This is a genomic window from Streptomyces sp. NPDC043746, assembly GCF_056436485.1.
Genome location: NZ_JBWKCM010000003.1, coordinates 306,834 through 320,337 on the forward strand (window position 1 = coordinate 306,834; position 13,504 = coordinate 320,337).

The 13,504-nt window shown below is 70.1% G+C and carries 14 protein-coding genes and 1 pseudogene; 7 read left to right on the forward strand and 8 right to left on the reverse strand.

The window, feature by feature from the left end; translation table 11 throughout:
* The gene (locus AC0682_RS05185) at nt 1-1,050 is read left to right on the forward strand and encodes a PadR family transcriptional regulator (protein ID WP_478531004.1); all 1,050 of its coding nucleotides are present in this window, start codon (nt 1-3) and stop codon (nt 1,048-1,050) included.
* Nucleotides 1,051-1,195: 145 nt separating this feature from the next.
* Here AC0682_RS05185 and AC0682_RS05190 read toward each other — a convergent pair whose 3' ends face one another.
* From AC0682_RS05190 to AC0682_RS05205, 4 genes are all read right to left on the reverse strand, one after another.
* Nucleotides 1,196-1,735 (reverse strand): GNAT family N-acetyltransferase, encoded by a 540-nt coding sequence (locus AC0682_RS05190; RefSeq protein ID WP_478531005.1) that lies wholly within the window; start codon nt 1,733-1,735, stop codon nt 1,196-1,198.
* On the reverse strand, nt 1,713-3,161 hold the full coding sequence (locus AC0682_RS05195; protein WP_478531006.1) for a cellulase family glycosylhydrolase: 1,449 nt from the start codon (nt 3,159-3,161) through the stop codon (nt 1,713-1,715). Before AC0682_RS05195 ends, AC0682_RS05190 begins: the two co-directional genes overlap by 23 nt.
* Nucleotides 3,162-3,236: 75 nt before the next feature.
* Entirely contained in the window at nt 3,237-4,205 is a 969-nt protein-coding gene (locus tag AC0682_RS05200) for a zinc-binding dehydrogenase (protein WP_254811686.1), read from the reverse strand.
* A 160-nt stretch (nt 4,206-4,365) separates the two neighbouring features.
* A complete protein-coding gene (locus AC0682_RS05205; protein ID WP_254811687.1) occupies nt 4,366-5,613 on the reverse strand; it encodes an NAD(P)-dependent malic enzyme in 1,248 nt (415 codons plus the stop codon).
* 537 nt (nt 5,614-6,150) lie between these two features.
* Here AC0682_RS05205 and AC0682_RS05210 point away from each other — a divergent pair.
* Genes AC0682_RS05210 through AC0682_RS05220 form a run of 3 tightly spaced genes read left to right on the forward strand, consistent with a single transcriptional unit; the run spans nt 6,151 to nt 8,871 of the window.
* The gene (locus AC0682_RS05210; RefSeq protein WP_478531007.1) at nt 6,151-7,113 is read left to right on the forward strand and encodes an ABC transporter substrate-binding protein; all 963 of its coding nucleotides are present in this window, start codon (nt 6,151-6,153) and stop codon (nt 7,111-7,113) included.
* A 28-nt stretch (nt 7,114-7,141) separates the two neighbouring features.
* Nucleotides 7,142-8,110 (forward strand): amino acid ABC transporter permease, encoded by a 969-nt coding sequence (locus AC0682_RS05215; RefSeq protein ID WP_254811689.1) that lies wholly within the window; start codon nt 7,142-7,144, stop codon nt 8,108-8,110.
* Entirely contained in the window at nt 8,107-8,871 is a 765-nt protein-coding gene (locus tag AC0682_RS05220) for an amino acid ABC transporter ATP-binding protein (protein WP_302885867.1), read from the forward strand. The genes AC0682_RS05215 and AC0682_RS05220 overlap by 4 nt, the downstream gene beginning before the upstream one ends.
* 120 nt (nt 8,872-8,991) lie before the next feature.
* Here AC0682_RS05220 and AC0682_RS05225 read toward each other — a convergent pair whose 3' ends face one another.
* Nucleotides 8,992-9,753 carry a class I SAM-dependent methyltransferase gene (locus AC0682_RS05225; RefSeq protein WP_478531008.1) on the reverse strand — a complete coding sequence of 254 codons (762 nt, stop codon included), beginning with the start codon at nt 9,751-9,753 and terminating at the stop codon, nt 8,992-8,994.
* An 88-nt stretch (nt 9,754-9,841) separates the two neighbouring features.
* On the opposite strand from AC0682_RS05225, the gene AC0682_RS05230 reads away from it, so the two are divergent.
* A complete protein-coding gene (locus AC0682_RS05230) occupies nt 9,842-10,462 on the forward strand; it encodes a CGNR zinc finger domain-containing protein (protein WP_254811691.1) in 621 nt (206 codons plus the stop codon).
* Here the strand turns inward: AC0682_RS05230 and sodX are convergent.
* Nucleotides 10,375-10,842, reverse strand: a complete 468-nt coding sequence (gene sodX / locus AC0682_RS05235; RefSeq protein ID WP_437441667.1) for a nickel-type superoxide dismutase maturation protease — start codon at nt 10,840-10,842, stop codon at nt 10,375-10,377. The two genes, AC0682_RS05230 and sodX, sit on opposite strands and share 88 nt — an antisense overlap.
* Nucleotides 10,843-10,996: 154 nt before the next feature.
* Between sodX and sodN the strand changes: the two genes are divergently transcribed.
* The gene (gene sodN / locus AC0682_RS05240; RefSeq protein WP_003966342.1) at nt 10,997-11,392 is read left to right on the forward strand and encodes a superoxide dismutase, Ni; all 396 of its coding nucleotides are present in this window, start codon (nt 10,997-10,999) and stop codon (nt 11,390-11,392) included.
* Between the two features lie 7 nt (nt 11,393-11,399).
* On the opposite strand, the pseudogene AC0682_RS05245 reads toward sodN, so the two are convergent.
* Nucleotides 11,400-12,553, reverse strand: a pseudogene (locus AC0682_RS05245) (tyrosine-type recombinase/integrase).
* Between the two features lie 24 nt (nt 12,554-12,577).
* Complete coding sequence (locus AC0682_RS05250) at nt 12,578-13,078, reverse strand: helix-turn-helix transcriptional regulator (protein WP_362427413.1); 501 nt, start codon at nt 13,076-13,078, stop codon at nt 12,578-12,580.
* Between the two features lie 121 nt (nt 13,079-13,199).
* Here AC0682_RS05250 and AC0682_RS05255 point away from each other — a divergent pair, with 121 nt between their 5' ends.
* A complete protein-coding gene (locus tag AC0682_RS05255; protein WP_478531010.1) occupies nt 13,200-13,394 on the forward strand; it encodes a helix-turn-helix transcriptional regulator in 195 nt (64 codons plus the stop codon).
* Nucleotides 13,395-13,504 lie beyond the last annotated feature (110 nt).

Genomic DNA, 13,504 nt, shown 5'->3' on the forward strand with positions numbered 1-13,504 from the left:
ATGGCCCCCGTATTCGCCCACGGCCGACTGCGCCTGTACCTGCTCAAGCTCCTGGACGAGGCCCCGCGCCACGGCTACGAGGTGATCCGGCTGCTGGAGGAGCGCTTCCAGGGCCTGTACGCCCCCTCCGCCGGCACGGTCTACCCCCGGCTGGCCAAACTGGAGGCCGAGGGACTGGTCACCCACGCCACCGAGGGCGGCCGCAAGGTCTACTCGATCACCGACGCCGGACGCGAGGAGCTGGCGGGCCGCAGCGGTGAACTGGCCGACCTGGAGCTGGAGATCCGCGACTCCCTGGCCGAACTGGCCGCCGAGATACGCGACGACGTGCGCGGGGCAGCCGGCCGGCTCCGCGACGACATGCGGGCCGCCGCCTCCGAGTCCCGTACGGCCCGGGGCAAGCAGCCCTCCTCTCCCTTCGGGGACCTGGGCGACTTCGGGGACTTCGGCAACCTGGGCGACCTGGCGGACAGCAAGGCGTGGCACGCGGCCAAGGAGGAGGTGCGCCGGGCCAAGGAGGAATGGCAGGAGCAGGCGCGCCGGGCGAAGGACGAGTCCCGCCGCGCCCGCGAGGAGGCCCGGCAGGCCCGCCGCCAGGCCAAGGAGGCCCAGGACCGGGCGCGCGAACAGATGCGGGACGCCGCCCGCCAGGTGCAGGAGCACTTCGCCCGGGGCGACTGGCCCTCCGGCGTAAGGGAGGGCCTGGCCGAGATCACCGGCCAGCTCGGCGGCTTCGCCCGCTCGGGCGGCTGGCCCCCGTTCGGCAGGCCCTGGTCCGCCGACGCGGAGGCGGAGGCGGCCGACACGGCCGGAGGACCGGAGACCGTCCACGCCCCCCGCTGGGGCGAGGACGTCCCGACCACGGACGACCCCGCCCGCGACCTGGACCGCCTGCTGGACCGCTTCCGCGACACGGTCCGGGACGCGGCCCGCGACCACGGCGTGACGGACACCCAGCTGACCGAGGCCCGCCACCACCTCGGCGCGGCGGCGACCCGCATCGAGGCGCTGCTGACCCCACCGGAGACGGACGGGAAGAAGGGCGGCTGAGCCGAAAGCGCGCGGACGCGCTCGGGGGCGGGGCCTGCTGTGTACGGGCCCCGCCCCGCCGTACGTCGTCGAGGGCGCCCTCGCCGTGTGCCCCCTCGACGCGGGAGACGATCGCGCCGACATCGATCCCGACACCCCTCTCTCGTCAATCAAAGTCGACAACATCGTCGGCCAGCCGGGCATGCCGCTCGATGTCGTACCGGGTACGGCCGTAGCGCAGCTTGCCCCGCTCGATCCCCTCGGTGGCGAAACCCGACCGCTGGGCGACCCGGCAGGAGGCGTGGTTGTCGGTACGGTGGCCCAGCTCCAGCCGGTACAGCCCCTGTCGGCGAAACGCCCAGCGCGCCACCGCCCGTACGCCCGCCGAGGCGACGCCCCGGCCGCGGGCGCTCTCCGTGGTCCAGTAGGAGACCCAGGCCGTGTCGTGGGTCTGGTTGATGTCCTGGAGGGCCACGCAGCCGAGCGCCCCGCCCTTCTCCCCCGTGACGGCCCAGGAGTAGTCGGTCCGGGCCCCGCGCTCCCGGGTGCGTTCCGCGATCCAGGCCAGCGCGCTGGAGAGGTCGAAGACGGGCCGGTCCGTCTGGCGGTCCATCTCGTCCGGCTCGAAGGCACGGAGTACGGCGGGGGCGTCGACGGGGAGCCAGGGCCGGAGCAGGAATCCTTCAGGAGTGGTCAGTTCGTCCATGCGGCCCAGCCTCCCGTACGGTGACCACCACCTCCGACCCGGGCCACGCCAGGACGGCCACCCGGCCGCCGTACGGCGCCGTGCCGATGACGTGGGCGGCCCGCCCGGCGACGGAGATCCGCCAGCCGCGGGCGGAGGGCGGGAGGGACAGCTCCGTGGTGCCGGGGCGGGTGGCCGCCCGGTAGGCGAGGCGGTAGGTGCGGCTGCCCGCGTCGTACGTGTCGGAGCGCACCGTGCCCGCGACGGCGGGGGCGTACGGGGTCGCCGTCTGCTCCTTGTTCGTACGGAAGCGGCCCTGCTCGTCCACCGCGCAGTAGCCGCCGCCGTAGCACCAGACGTACCCGGCCCAGCCGGAGCTGTAGCGGTTCAGGGAGGCGACGGCCTCGCGGTAGAAACGGCCCATGTTCGGGAGGGAGTTGTTGAGCGGGCCCCACTCCCCCACGACCACGGGCATCCCGTACCGGGCCGGATAGGCGGTGACGGCGGCCTCGTACGCCTCGATCCACCCCGCGTCCGGGTCGTAGTCGGCGCCCGCCTCCATGGCGGTGTTGTAGAAGTGCGGGGCGTACACGGTCCGGCTGTCGTGGATCCGGCCGAGGCCGGTGGGCACGCCCTCCCCGACGATCGGCGTCGGCTCGACGAAGAGCCAGGTGGAACGGTCCTTGGCGCGGATGGCGCGGGCGAGGCGGTTGTACATCGGGGTGAGGTGCTCGGCCTCGATCCGGCGGGCGGCGGTCGGCAGGTCCTCGCCCTCGCGCAGTTCCCCCATCGGCTCGTTGATCAGGTCGTAGCCGATGACGGCCGGATGGCCGCGGAAGCGTTCGGCCAGGACCTGCCACATGGCGGCCTGGGCGCGTTGCAGGTCGGGGTCCTCGTAGAGGTGGGTGAAGGCCCGCTGGACGGCCGGTTCGAAGTACTCCGAGAACCAGTCGTCGGGGTTGGGGGTGAACGGCAGCCCGTCGGTCCTGGTGGCCCAGGCGGGGATGCCCCGGTGGCCGAACGCGGGCCCGAAGACGTCCTGGTGGGCGTCGATGAGGACGTGGATGCGGTGCTTGTGCGCCCAGTCCAGGATGCGCTCGATCTTCCGGAGGTAGCGCTCGCTGTACTGGCCGCGCCGGGGCTCCAGGTCGTCCCAGAAGACCAGCAGCCGGGCGAAGTTGAAGCCGCCTGCCCGCAGGTCGCGGAAGTGGCGTTCGGTGATGGCACTGAGCGCGGCCTCGCCCCGGTTCGTCTTGTCCTCGACGTTCCAGCCGCGCAGGGTGAGGGTGCGGCCCCGGCTGTCGGTGAGGGGTGGGATGGAGCGTTCGAACGTCGAGGGGGCGGCGGCCCGGGTGGGTGCGGGGTCCGCCGAGGCGGCGGGAGCGAGGGCCCCCGCCGCCAGGACGGACGCGACGACAAGTGCTATGAGTGCTCTGCCCATACGCATGGGCGGCATCCCATCAGCAGAGCTGACACTTGTTCAAGTATGAGGTGCTGACTACTTCTGCGGAGTTCTGTGGAGCTACTCCGTCGGCCGGAGCACGATCTTCCCGAACTGCTCGCCGTCGGCCAGCCGCTGGAACGCCTCACGGGCCCGGTCCAGCGGCAGCACCTCGTCGATGACCGGCCGCACGCCGGTGGTGGCGCAGAACGCGAGCAGGTCCTCCAGCTCGTCCTTGGTCCCCATGGTGGAGCCGACGACCTTCAGCTCCAGGAAGAAGATCCGGGTCAGCTCGGCGTGCGAGGGCCGGTCGCCGCTGGTGGCCCCGGAGATGACGAGCGTGCCGCCCGGGCGCAGCGACTTCACCGAGTGGGACCAGGTGGCGGCCCCGACGGTCTCGATGACGGCGTCCACCCGCTGCGGGAGCCGCGCCCCGGGCTCGTACGCCTCCAGGGCCCCCAGCTCCACCGCCCGCTTGCGCCGGGTCTCGTCGCGGCTGGTGGCGAAGACCCGGAGCCCGGCGGCCTTCCCGAGGACGATCGCGGCGGTGGCGACCCCGCCGCCCGCGCCCTGGACGAGCACGGAATCGCCGGGCCGGACCCCGGCGTTGGTGAAGAGCATCCGGTACGCGGTGAGCCAGGCGGTGGGCAGGCAGGCGGCCTCCTCGAAGGAGAGCCCCTTCGGCTTGGGCAGCACGTTCCAGGTGGGCACGGTGACCTGCTCGGCGAAGGTGCCCTGGTAGCGCTCGGTGAGGATGGAGCGCGGCTCCTTCGGCCCGACGCCGTGGCCCGACTGGCCGATGACGGAGTGCAGGACGACCTCGTTGCCGTCCTCGTCGACGCCCGCGGCGTCACAGCCGAGGATCATCGGCAGCCGGTCCTGCGAGAGCCCCACGCCCCGCAGCGACCAGAGGTCGTGGTGGTTGAGGGAGGCGGCCCGGACGGTGACGGTGCTCCACCCGGCGCGCGCCTGCGGTGCGGGGCGCTCACCCAGCTCAAGTCCGTCGAGGGGCCGGTCGGGATCGATGCGGGCTGCGTAGGCGGCGAACATGGCTTGACGATAGGGCGACGAGGCCCCCCACGAAACCGCCCGCGGGTGTGACACGCACCAAGTACCCGCCACCGAACACACGCCTCGCCCCCTCCGGGGAAACAATCAAGCCCCTCCGGCGAACCGCTCAATCGCCGGAGGGGCTGATCTCACGCCGACGTCAGCGCCGGGCCACACCCTCCGCCCGCGCCGCCGCGGCCACAGCGGCCGTCACGGCAGGCGCGACCCGCTCGTCGAACGGGGACGGGATCACGTAGTCCGCCGCCAGCTCATCGCCCACGACATCCGCCAGCGCGTTCGCCGCGGCGATCTTCATGCCCTCCGTGATCCGGGAGGCCCGGACCTGGAGCGCACCGGCGAAGATCCCGGGGAACGCCAGCACGTTGTTGATCTGGTTCGGGAAGTCCGAGCGCCCGGTCGCCACCACGGCCGCGTACTTGTGCGCGACCTCGGGGTGGACCTCCGGGTTCGGGTTGGCCATGGCGAAGACGTACGCGCCGGGCGCCATCGACGCCACCGCCGCCTCCGGCACCGTACCGCCGGAGACACCGATGAAGACGTCCGCTCCGGCGAGCGCCTGCTCCAACGAGCCGGAGATCCCGGCCCGGTTGGTCAGCTCGGCCAGCTCGCGCTTGACGTCGGTCAGGTCCTCCCGGTCCCGGCTGACGATGCCCTTGCGGTCGGCCACGGCGACATCGCCGATGCCGGCCTCCAGCAGGAACTTGGCGATGGCCACGCCCGCCGCGCCCGCGCCGGAGATCACGCCGCGCAGGTCGCCGAGCGTGCGCCCGGAGAGCTTGGCGGCGTTGCGCAGGGCGGCGAGGGTGACGACGGCCGTCCCGTGCTGGTCGTCGTGGAAGACCGGGATGTCCAGCCGTTCCTGGAGCTTGCGCTCGATCTCGAAGCACCGGGGCGCCGAGATGTCCTCCAGGTTGACCCCGCCGAAGGAGGGGGCGAGCCGGACGACGGTGTCGACGATCTCGTCGGCGTCGGTGGTCGCGAGCGCGATCGGCACCGCGTCCACGCCGCCGAACTGCTTGAAGAGGATGGCCTTGCCCTCCATCACGGGGAGGGACGCCTCGGGCCCGATGTCACCGAGGCCGAGCACGGCGGTGCCGTCCGTCACGACGGCCACGACCTGGGACTTCCAGGTGTAGTCGTGGACGAGCTCGGGATTGTCGGCGATGGCGCTGCAGACCTTCGCCACGCCGGGGGTGTAGGCCAGGGAAAGGTCGTCCTTGTCCCGGATCGGGACGGTGGACCGCACGGCCATCTTCCCTCCCCGGTGGAGGGCGAAGGCCGGATCGAAGGGCTCGTCGGCCCCGGTCTCCGTATCGATGGCGCCCACGCGCCGGGTGTCACTGTCAGTCGTGCTGTCGCTGCGAGGATTGACGATCTCCGCTGCCATGGTGTTGACCCCTTAAGTCTTCATCGTTTGAGGGTGGCCACTCCTGGTTGAGGAGGGGTGGGCGGGCACCGCGTACGCGCCCCGCACTGGGCGGTTGGCCCGCCCCGGCAGGGAGAGGTACGCACGCGCGGGCGCGCCGCACACGCGCCCTGGGCCCCGGATGAGGGGTGTAAACGTCTTTCTTACCGGACCAACCCTGTTACGCACGAGTCCATTCCGGTGCGGTGACGTGACTCATAGTCGAATATCTGGACAAGTCGGCAAACCGGTACAAATGCGGCCTGACAGGCGAGGCACACCGAAGATTCTTCGGCGCCATGGAGGGTTCACCACAGAAGGTCCGGTCCAGACCTGTCGGTCACGCGAGTTCGGGTGTTGCCCGTTATCCGATTTTGACATGACTGGGGCCCTGAATCGGCCGGTCCGAATGGCAGGATGCCGTCATCACACGAGGTGCCGACACTCGAAGGTGCGTGCCAAGCCTCCTGAAAGCCCCCCACTCTCACTTTCATCCCTCACCTGCCGGAGGATCCCGACATGACCGCAAGCTTCATGCGTCGCAAGACCGCCAAGTCCCGGATGGCGGCGGTCGGCGCCATCGCGGTCGCCGGCTCCCTGCTGCTCACCGCCTGTGGCGACCAGACCGACGGCGCGTCCTCGGGGAGCGGCGACAGCACTGCCACCAAGGCCGGCGCCCCGCTCTTCTCCAAGCTGCCGGAGAAGTACCAGAAGTCCGGTGTCATCAAGGTCGGCACGAACGCCGAGTACGCCCCGATGGAGTCCGTCGAGAACGGCAAGATCGTGGGCGTCGACCCCGACATCGCCGCCGAGCTCGGCAAGAAGCTGGGCGTGAAGTTCGAGTTCACCTCCGGCAACTTCGACGGGCTGATCACCGCCCTGAACTCCGGCCGCCACGACATCGCCATGTCGTCCATCACGGACAACAAGCAGCGCCAGGAGGGCCTGGACGACTCCGGCAAGAAGCTGGGTCCTGGCGTCGACTTCGTCGACTACTTCCTCGCCGGTACCGCCGTGTACACGAAGAAGGGCAACCCGCAGAACATCAAGTCCATCGAGGACCTCTGCGGGAAGACCGCCTCCGTGCAGCGCGGCACCACCTACGAGGAGGCCCTCAAGAAGCAGTCCAAGGCCTGCACGGACGGCGGCGAGAAGGCCATCAAGATCGAGTCGTTCGAGAACGACACCGAGGCCCAGACCCGGGTCAAGTCCGGCGGCTCGGTCGCCGGGGTCAACGACTACCCGGTCGCGGTCGACCTGGCCCGCAAGGCCGACGGCGGCAACGCCTTCGAGGTCGTCGGCGAGCAGATCGACGCGGGCCCGTTCGGCATCGCCGTCAAGAAGGACAACACGGGGCTGCGGGACGCCCTGAAGGAAGCCGTCGACGCGATCATCGCCGACGGTTCGTACCAGAAGGTGCTCGACAAGTGGGGCGCCGGCACCGGAGCGATCGACAAGGCCGCCATCAACGGCGGCAAGTGACCGGACGCTCCACTGAAGGGCAGTCACCATGACTGACAAGTTCGACAAGACACCCGCCGCCTCACCGGCAGGCCCGGTGTCCGCTCCCCAGGGCTCCACCACGGCCCCGGAGAGCATCAGGGCCATCCCGGTCCGCCACGTCGGCCGCTGGATCAGCGGTGCCGTGGTCATCGGCCTCCTCGTCGCCCTCGGCTACGCCTTCTCGCAGGGCAACATCCAGTGGCAGGCGGTGGGCGACAAGCTGTTCGACAGCACCGTCATCGCCGGAGCCGGCCGGACCCTGCTGATCAGCATCCTCGCGATGGTGCTCGGCGTGGTCCTCGGTGTGGTCCTGGCCGTGATGCGGCTCTCGAAGAACCCGGTCACCAGCTGGGTGGCCTGGCTGTACATCTGGTTCTTCCGGGGCACCCCGGTCTACGTACAGCTGCTGCTCTGGTTCAACCTGGCGCTGATCTTCCCGATCCTGAACATCCCGTTCATCTACAAGGACGAGATGACGGACGTCATGACCCCGTTCATGTGCGCCCTGCTGGGCCTCGCCCTGAACGAGGCCGCCTACATGGCGGAGATCTGCCGCGCCGGCATCCAGTCGGTCGACGAGGGCCAGACCGAGGCGTCCCACGCGCTCGGCATGACCCAGGCGAAGACCATGCGCCGCGTGGTCCTGCCGCAGGCGCTGCGGGTGATCATCCCGCCGACCGGCAACGAGTTCATCAACATGCTGAAGACCTCCTCGCTGGTCTACGCGGTCACGTACAACGAGCTGCTCCGCTCCACCTCGCAGATCGGCTCCACGTCGTACGCCGTCATGGAGATGCTGTTCGTCGCGTCCATCTGGTACATCGTGATGACCAGCGTGTTCAGCGTCGGCCAGTACTACCTGGAGCGCCGCTACGCCCGCGGCTCGGTGCGCTCCCTGCCGCCCACCCCGTGGCAGCGCGTCAAGGCCAACCTCGCCGGGTTCAGCAACCGGCCCTCCGGAGGTGTCTCCGCATGACCACCCCCATGGTGAAGGCCGAGGGCGTCCACAAGTCCTTCGGCGCAGCCCACATCCTCAAGGGGATCGACCTGGAGGTCGCCCCGCGTGAGGTGTTCTGCCTGATCGGCCCGTCCGGCTCCGGCAAGTCGACCTTCCTGCGGTGCATCAACCACCTGGAGAAGATCAACGCCGGCCGGCTGTCGGTCGACGGCGAGCTGGTCGGCTACCGGCAGAAGGGCGACAAGCTCTACGAGCTGAGGGACAGCGAGGTCGCCTTCCAGCGCCGGGACATCGGCATGGTCTTCCAGCGCTTCAACCTGTTCCCGCACATGACGGCCCTGGAGAACGTCATGGAGGCGCCGATCCAGGTCAAGGGCGAGGCCAAGGCCGTGGCCCGGGCCCGCGCCGAGAAGCTGCTGGACCGGGTGGGCCTCGGCGACAAGGCGAAGAACTACCCCACGCAGCTCTCCGGCGGCCAGCAGCAGCGCGTCGCCATCGCCCGCGCGCTGGCGATGGAGCCGAAGCTGATGCTCTTCGACGAGCCGACCTCCGCGCTCGACCCGGAGCTGGTGGGTGACGTCCTGGACGTCATGCGCGGCCTGGCCGAGGACGGCATGACGATGGTGGTCGTCACCCACGAGATGGGCTTCGCCCGCGAGGTGGGCGACGCGCTGGTCTTCATGGACGACGGTGTGGTGGTCGAGTCGGGCCACCCGCGCGATGTGCTGACCAACCCGCAGCACGACCGGACGAAGTCGTTCCTGTCGAAGGTGCTGTAGAGCCGTACGTACGCAGGCGAAGGCGCCCCGGGCCGACGAGACCCGGGGCGCCTTCGCGTCCCGTCCCTGCTTCCTGGCTTACCGGCCTTCCGGCTTCCCGGCTTGCCTGCTCAGGACGATCTACTTCACGGCGAGCACCAGGGTGTCCGAGGGGGACGCCCAGACCGCGCGGGCCTCACCGAAGCCGGAGGCGATGAGCGTGCGGGCGTGCCACTCGGCAGAGGGCATGTCGCCGTCCGCGTGCTCGCCGTAGATCGCGAACCGCTCGGCGGTGGGCGCGGCCAGAACCGGGTCCTTCGCGGCCAGCGCCCACCACTCCGCCCAGTCCAGCGCCCCGGCGGCCTTGGCGCGGTCCATCGCGGCGTGCCGGTGGGCGCGCTCGGCGGCGTTGATCCGGGGCGTGCTGGTGTCGATCATGTGGTCGGCGTTCATGAACACCCCTCCGCCCCGGACGAGCCCGCCGATCTGCCCGTAGAGGGCCGCCAGCGGCTCACTGTGCAGCCAGTGCAGGGCGGTGGCGGTCAGGACGGCGTCGTACGAGGTGTGGGGCAGCCGGGCCGTCCACTCCGGGGCCTTGAGGTCGGCGGTGACGAAGGTGACCCGGCCGTCGCCCTCGAAGGTGCCGCGGGCTATGGCCAGCAGCGCGGGGTCGAGGTCGACACCGGTGCTCGTGGCGTTCGGGAACCGCTTGAGGAGCCGGTCCGTGATACTTCCCGTACCGCACGCGAGGTCCAGCACCCGCGGTTCCGGTCCGACGACCGCCTCGACCATGTCCAGCATCACCCGGAACCGCTCCTCGCGGTCGGGCATGTACCACTCCTGCTGCCGGTCCCAGCTCTCCTGCCAGGACCGCCAGTCGGTGCTTGTAGCCGTCTCCGTCACGCCAACCTCCCAAGTAAGCCCCTCAACACCGACCACCCATTACACTGGCCGACACCTCGACCTTAGACCGCGCCCGTAAGGACTAAAAGTGGAACTGGCCTATTACTCGGACTACGCCGTACGCCTGGTCAACACCGAGGAGCCGGCCCGCAACAAGGACACCCTCACCTCGGTCGACGCGGTTCGGGAGCTGTTCGGCGCCAACCAGCAGGCGGCGCGGCGGACGACGGAGGCGGACGTCACCCGCTTCCGTTCGGTACGGGGACGGCTCCGCGCGGTCTTCGAGGCGGCGGACGGCGGGGACGAGACGCTCGCGGTCGACCTGCTCAACTCGCTGCTGCTGGAGTTCCCGGTGAGCCCGCAGATCTCGGGCCACGACGTACGGGACGAGGACGGCAGGCCGGACTGGCACATGCACCTGGCCGACCACCCGTCGAACGCCACCGCCGGCTACGCGGCCATCGCGGCGATGGGCCTGGCCTTCCACCTGACCTCGCACGGCGTGGACCGGCTCGGCCTCTGCGAGGCGGCCCCCTGCCGCAACGCCTACCTGGACACCTCCACCAACCGCTCCAGGCGCTACTGCTCCGACCGGTGTGCCACCCGGGCCAACGTGGCCGCCTACCGGGCCCGCAAGCGCGCGGAGGCGGACCGGACGGGCCTCAGCGCGGAGAACGCCCAGCCGAGCACCTCGGACACCGACCGCTGACCTTGGGGCGTCCTCGCCGGAGGCCGGTAGCGGGCCCGCACCCGAGCGACCACCAGCTCCTCCGGCACGACGCCGTAGTCCGTGCTGTCCCCGCCCGCGAAGGTGTTGTCCCCCCGCACCCACCACCCGCCCGGCCGCCGTTCGACCGCCCGCTTCACCACCAGCAGGTCCTGCTGGAAGGGGTGACGCAGGATCACCACGTCGCCGGCGCGCACCAGCGCCCCGTACTGCACCAGGAGCAGGTCCCCGTGGTAGAGCGTGGGCACCATCGAAGGCCCCGTCACCTCCACCACCCGCAAGGGCCGCCGCCCGCGCCGCCTGCCTCCGGACACCCGTCCCCACTGCGGCACCTCGGCCACCTCCCGCTCCTCCTGCGGCATACCGTCCCGCATACCGCGTTCCGCTCCGTACATTCGGCCGACGGCCCGAATCCCACCCCGGACTTTTGACCTAAGCCCCAGGGGCAGCCACGGAAAGCCGCGCTCCACGGAGTAATGTCCCACCTGAGAAGACGATCACGAGGAGGACAGCTCCATGCTTTCCCGCCTGTTTGCCCCCAAGGTGAAGGTCAGCGCCCACTGCGACCTGCCCTGCGGCGTCTACGACCCGGCCCAGGCCCGCATCGAGGCCGAGTCGGTCAAGGCCGTCCAGGAGAAGTACCAGGCCAACGAGGACGCGGACTTCCGCACCCGCGCCGTCCTGATCAAGGAACAGCGCGCCGAGCTCGCGAAGCACCACGTGTCGGTGCTCTGGAGCGACTACTTCAAGCCCCCGCACTTCGAGAAGTACCCGGAGCTGCACCAGCTCATCAACGACACCCTGAAGGCGCTCTCCGCGGCCAAGGGCTCGAACGACCCGAAGACGGGCCAGAAGGCCCTGGACCTGATCGCTGAGGTCGACCGGATCTTCTGGGAGACCAAGAAGGCCTGATCTCCTTCTAGGCGGCCTGACCTGCACTTTCGCGGGTCTGGCTACCTACCTGTCCGCACCCGGTCCGCAGGCCGCCGAGCACGGCGTCCATGACGGCCCGGGTGCGGTCTTCTTCCCCGGGCCACAGGTGCGCGTAGATCCGCAACGTGATGACGGCGGACGCGTGCCCGAGGACCAGCTGCACCTGCTTGACGCTCGCGCCGCCGGCGATGAGCGCGGAGGCATAGAAGTGCCGCAGGTCGTGGGTGACCATGTGCGGCAGCTCGACGGCCTTACGGCCTTCCCGCTCGGCGGCCCCGCTCTCGGCCGCCTGGAGCGCCCTGCGGCGCCATTCCACTCGGTCTTCCACCGCCGGTAGTTGAGCGGCTCCCCCTCCTCCATGGTGAACAGCCACTCCCTGGACGGACGTGCGGCGAGATGCGCGAGGAGCGCATCGGTGACGACCTCGCCGACCGGGACCGTACGCCGGGACTTGGCGGTCTTCGGCGGGCCGATCTTCCCCGACTGGAGCCGCTGCCGCTCGACGCGGATGGTGCCGGCCTTGAAGTCGACGTCCGACACCTTCAGACCGAGCAGTTCGCCGATGCGCAGCCCTGATCCGGCGAGGGTGACGATCGCCGCGCGGATGTACGGCGGCATCACCCGCGCCATCGCCTCGACCTGCTCGACCGTGGGAGGGGTGACCTCCTCATCCGGCATGGCCGGGAGGGTGATCCGGCGGCACGGGCTGGAGGCGATGACCTTGTCGTCCACTGCCGCCGTCATGACGCGTACGAGGACGTCGTAGACGTTCCGCACGCTGCCGGGGCCGAGCTGGTCGGAGAGGTGCTTGAAGAGCACCTGGATGTCGTTGCGGCGTATCGCCGCCATGGAGCGGGCTCCGAGCGCCGGTACGAGGTGGAGCCGCAGCGCGTTGTCAGTGATGCGCTCGCCCGCCTCGCTGGCTATGAGCGAGCCTTCCCACTTCTCGGCGTACTTCTCGAAGGTGACGCGACCGGCGCGCGGATCGACGTACTGGCCGGTGACCATGCTCGCCGTGACCTCGTCGAGCCACCGCTGAGCGTCGAGCTTCCGCTCGAAGTGGCGGGCGTGCTCCTTGCCGTCGAGATCGCGGTAGCGGGCCCGCCATTTGCCGTTGGGGCGCTTCTGGATGTTGGCCAAGTGGCCTCTCCTTCGTGTCGGTTGTCAGTAGTGACCACCGTCCTCGATGTCACTGCTGAGGGTGCGAGCGTCGCGCTCGTCGCCCATGAGGCGGAGGCACTGCTCGTGGATCGCTCGCGAGCTGTCGGGATGAGCCTTGATGTGGTCGGCGATGGCGACCACGGCGCGGTGGAGGCGGTCGCGCGCGTCGCGGGCCTCATAGAACGCTTCGACGGCTTCTTGGACGAGCCGCCGACTGTCGATGTCGAGCCCCTCCAGGGGCGGTGACATCAGCTCTTCGAGAGGGAGCTCAAAGACGCGGCTGAAGGCGAGGGCCTCATCGAGATTAATGCGCCGACGCGGTGTGCCGTTCTCGATGCGCCAGACCGCCGTCTGGTTCATCTTCACGCCGGCTCTGGTCACCCGATCCGCCAGCTCGGTCGTGCTCCACCCTCTGACCTCACGCTCCAGGGCCACGCGCGCGGCCACGTTCCCCTCGCTGTAGAGCAGCGGCACCTCGCCGCCTTCGGGTCTGTCGCCTGCCATCGAACCTCCATCATCACCGTCACTATCCCAATTGAAACATGAGTTTCCCGATTTGGTTAACCGCCGATCCCGAGGTACAACTCTATGCAGATCGAATCGCCACCTAGCCGAATGGGAATGCGTGCGATACCTGACCACTGCCGAGGTCGCCGAGCGCTGCCGCACAGCCGAGAGCACCGTCCGCTACTGGCGCCAGATCAAGAAGGGGCCGCGCGGCATCAAGGTCGGCAAGCGGGTGCTCTACCCCGAGGCCGAGCTGCTGCGCTACGAGCGCACCCTGATCGACGGCCGAGACGAGTGGGGCCTGGCCTCGTGAGCCGCCAGCAGCACCGGACACAGCAACGGCCCCCAGCGCGCCAACGCCGAGGGCCGGAGATTCCCCTGCCTGTCGCCCATCCCTGAACGAACGAACTGGTGAGGGGCGGG

Coding starts and splice junctions, on each gene's coding strand:
- sodN (WP_003966342.1), top strand. CDS start 10,997: ATGCTTTCCCGCCTGTTTGCCCCCAAGGTGAAGGTCAGCGCCCACTGC.
- AC0682_RS05250 (WP_362427413.1), bottom strand. CDS start 13,078: ATGGCAGGCGACAGACCCGAAGGCGGCGAGGTGCCGCTGCTCTACAGC.
- AC0682_RS05200 (WP_254811686.1), bottom strand. CDS start 4,205: ATGTTCGCCGCCTACGCAGCCCGCATCGATCCCGACCGGCCCCTCGAC.
- AC0682_RS05215 (WP_254811689.1), top strand. CDS start 7,142: ATGACTGACAAGTTCGACAAGACACCCGCCGCCTCACCGGCAGGCCCG.
- AC0682_RS05220 (WP_302885867.1), top strand. CDS start 8,107: ATGACCACCCCCATGGTGAAGGCCGAGGGCGTCCACAAGTCCTTCGGC.
- AC0682_RS05210 (WP_478531007.1), top strand. CDS start 6,151: ATGACCGCAAGCTTCATGCGTCGCAAGACCGCCAAGTCCCGGATGGCG.
- sodX (WP_437441667.1), bottom strand. CDS start 10,842: ATGCCGCAGGAGGAGCGGGAGGTGGCCGAGGTGCCGCAGTGGGGACGG.
- AC0682_RS05205 (WP_254811687.1), bottom strand. CDS start 5,613: ATGGCAGCGGAGATCGTCAATCCTCGCAGCGACAGCACGACTGACAGT.
- AC0682_RS05185 (WP_478531004.1), top strand. CDS start 1: ATGGCCCCCGTATTCGCCCACGGCCGACTGCGCCTGTACCTGCTCAAG.
- AC0682_RS05190 (WP_478531005.1), bottom strand. CDS start 1,735: ATGGACGAACTGACCACTCCTGAAGGATTCCTGCTCCGGCCCTGGCTC.
- AC0682_RS05195 (WP_478531006.1), bottom strand. CDS start 3,161: ATGCGTATGGGCAGAGCACTCATAGCACTTGTCGTCGCGTCCGTCCTG.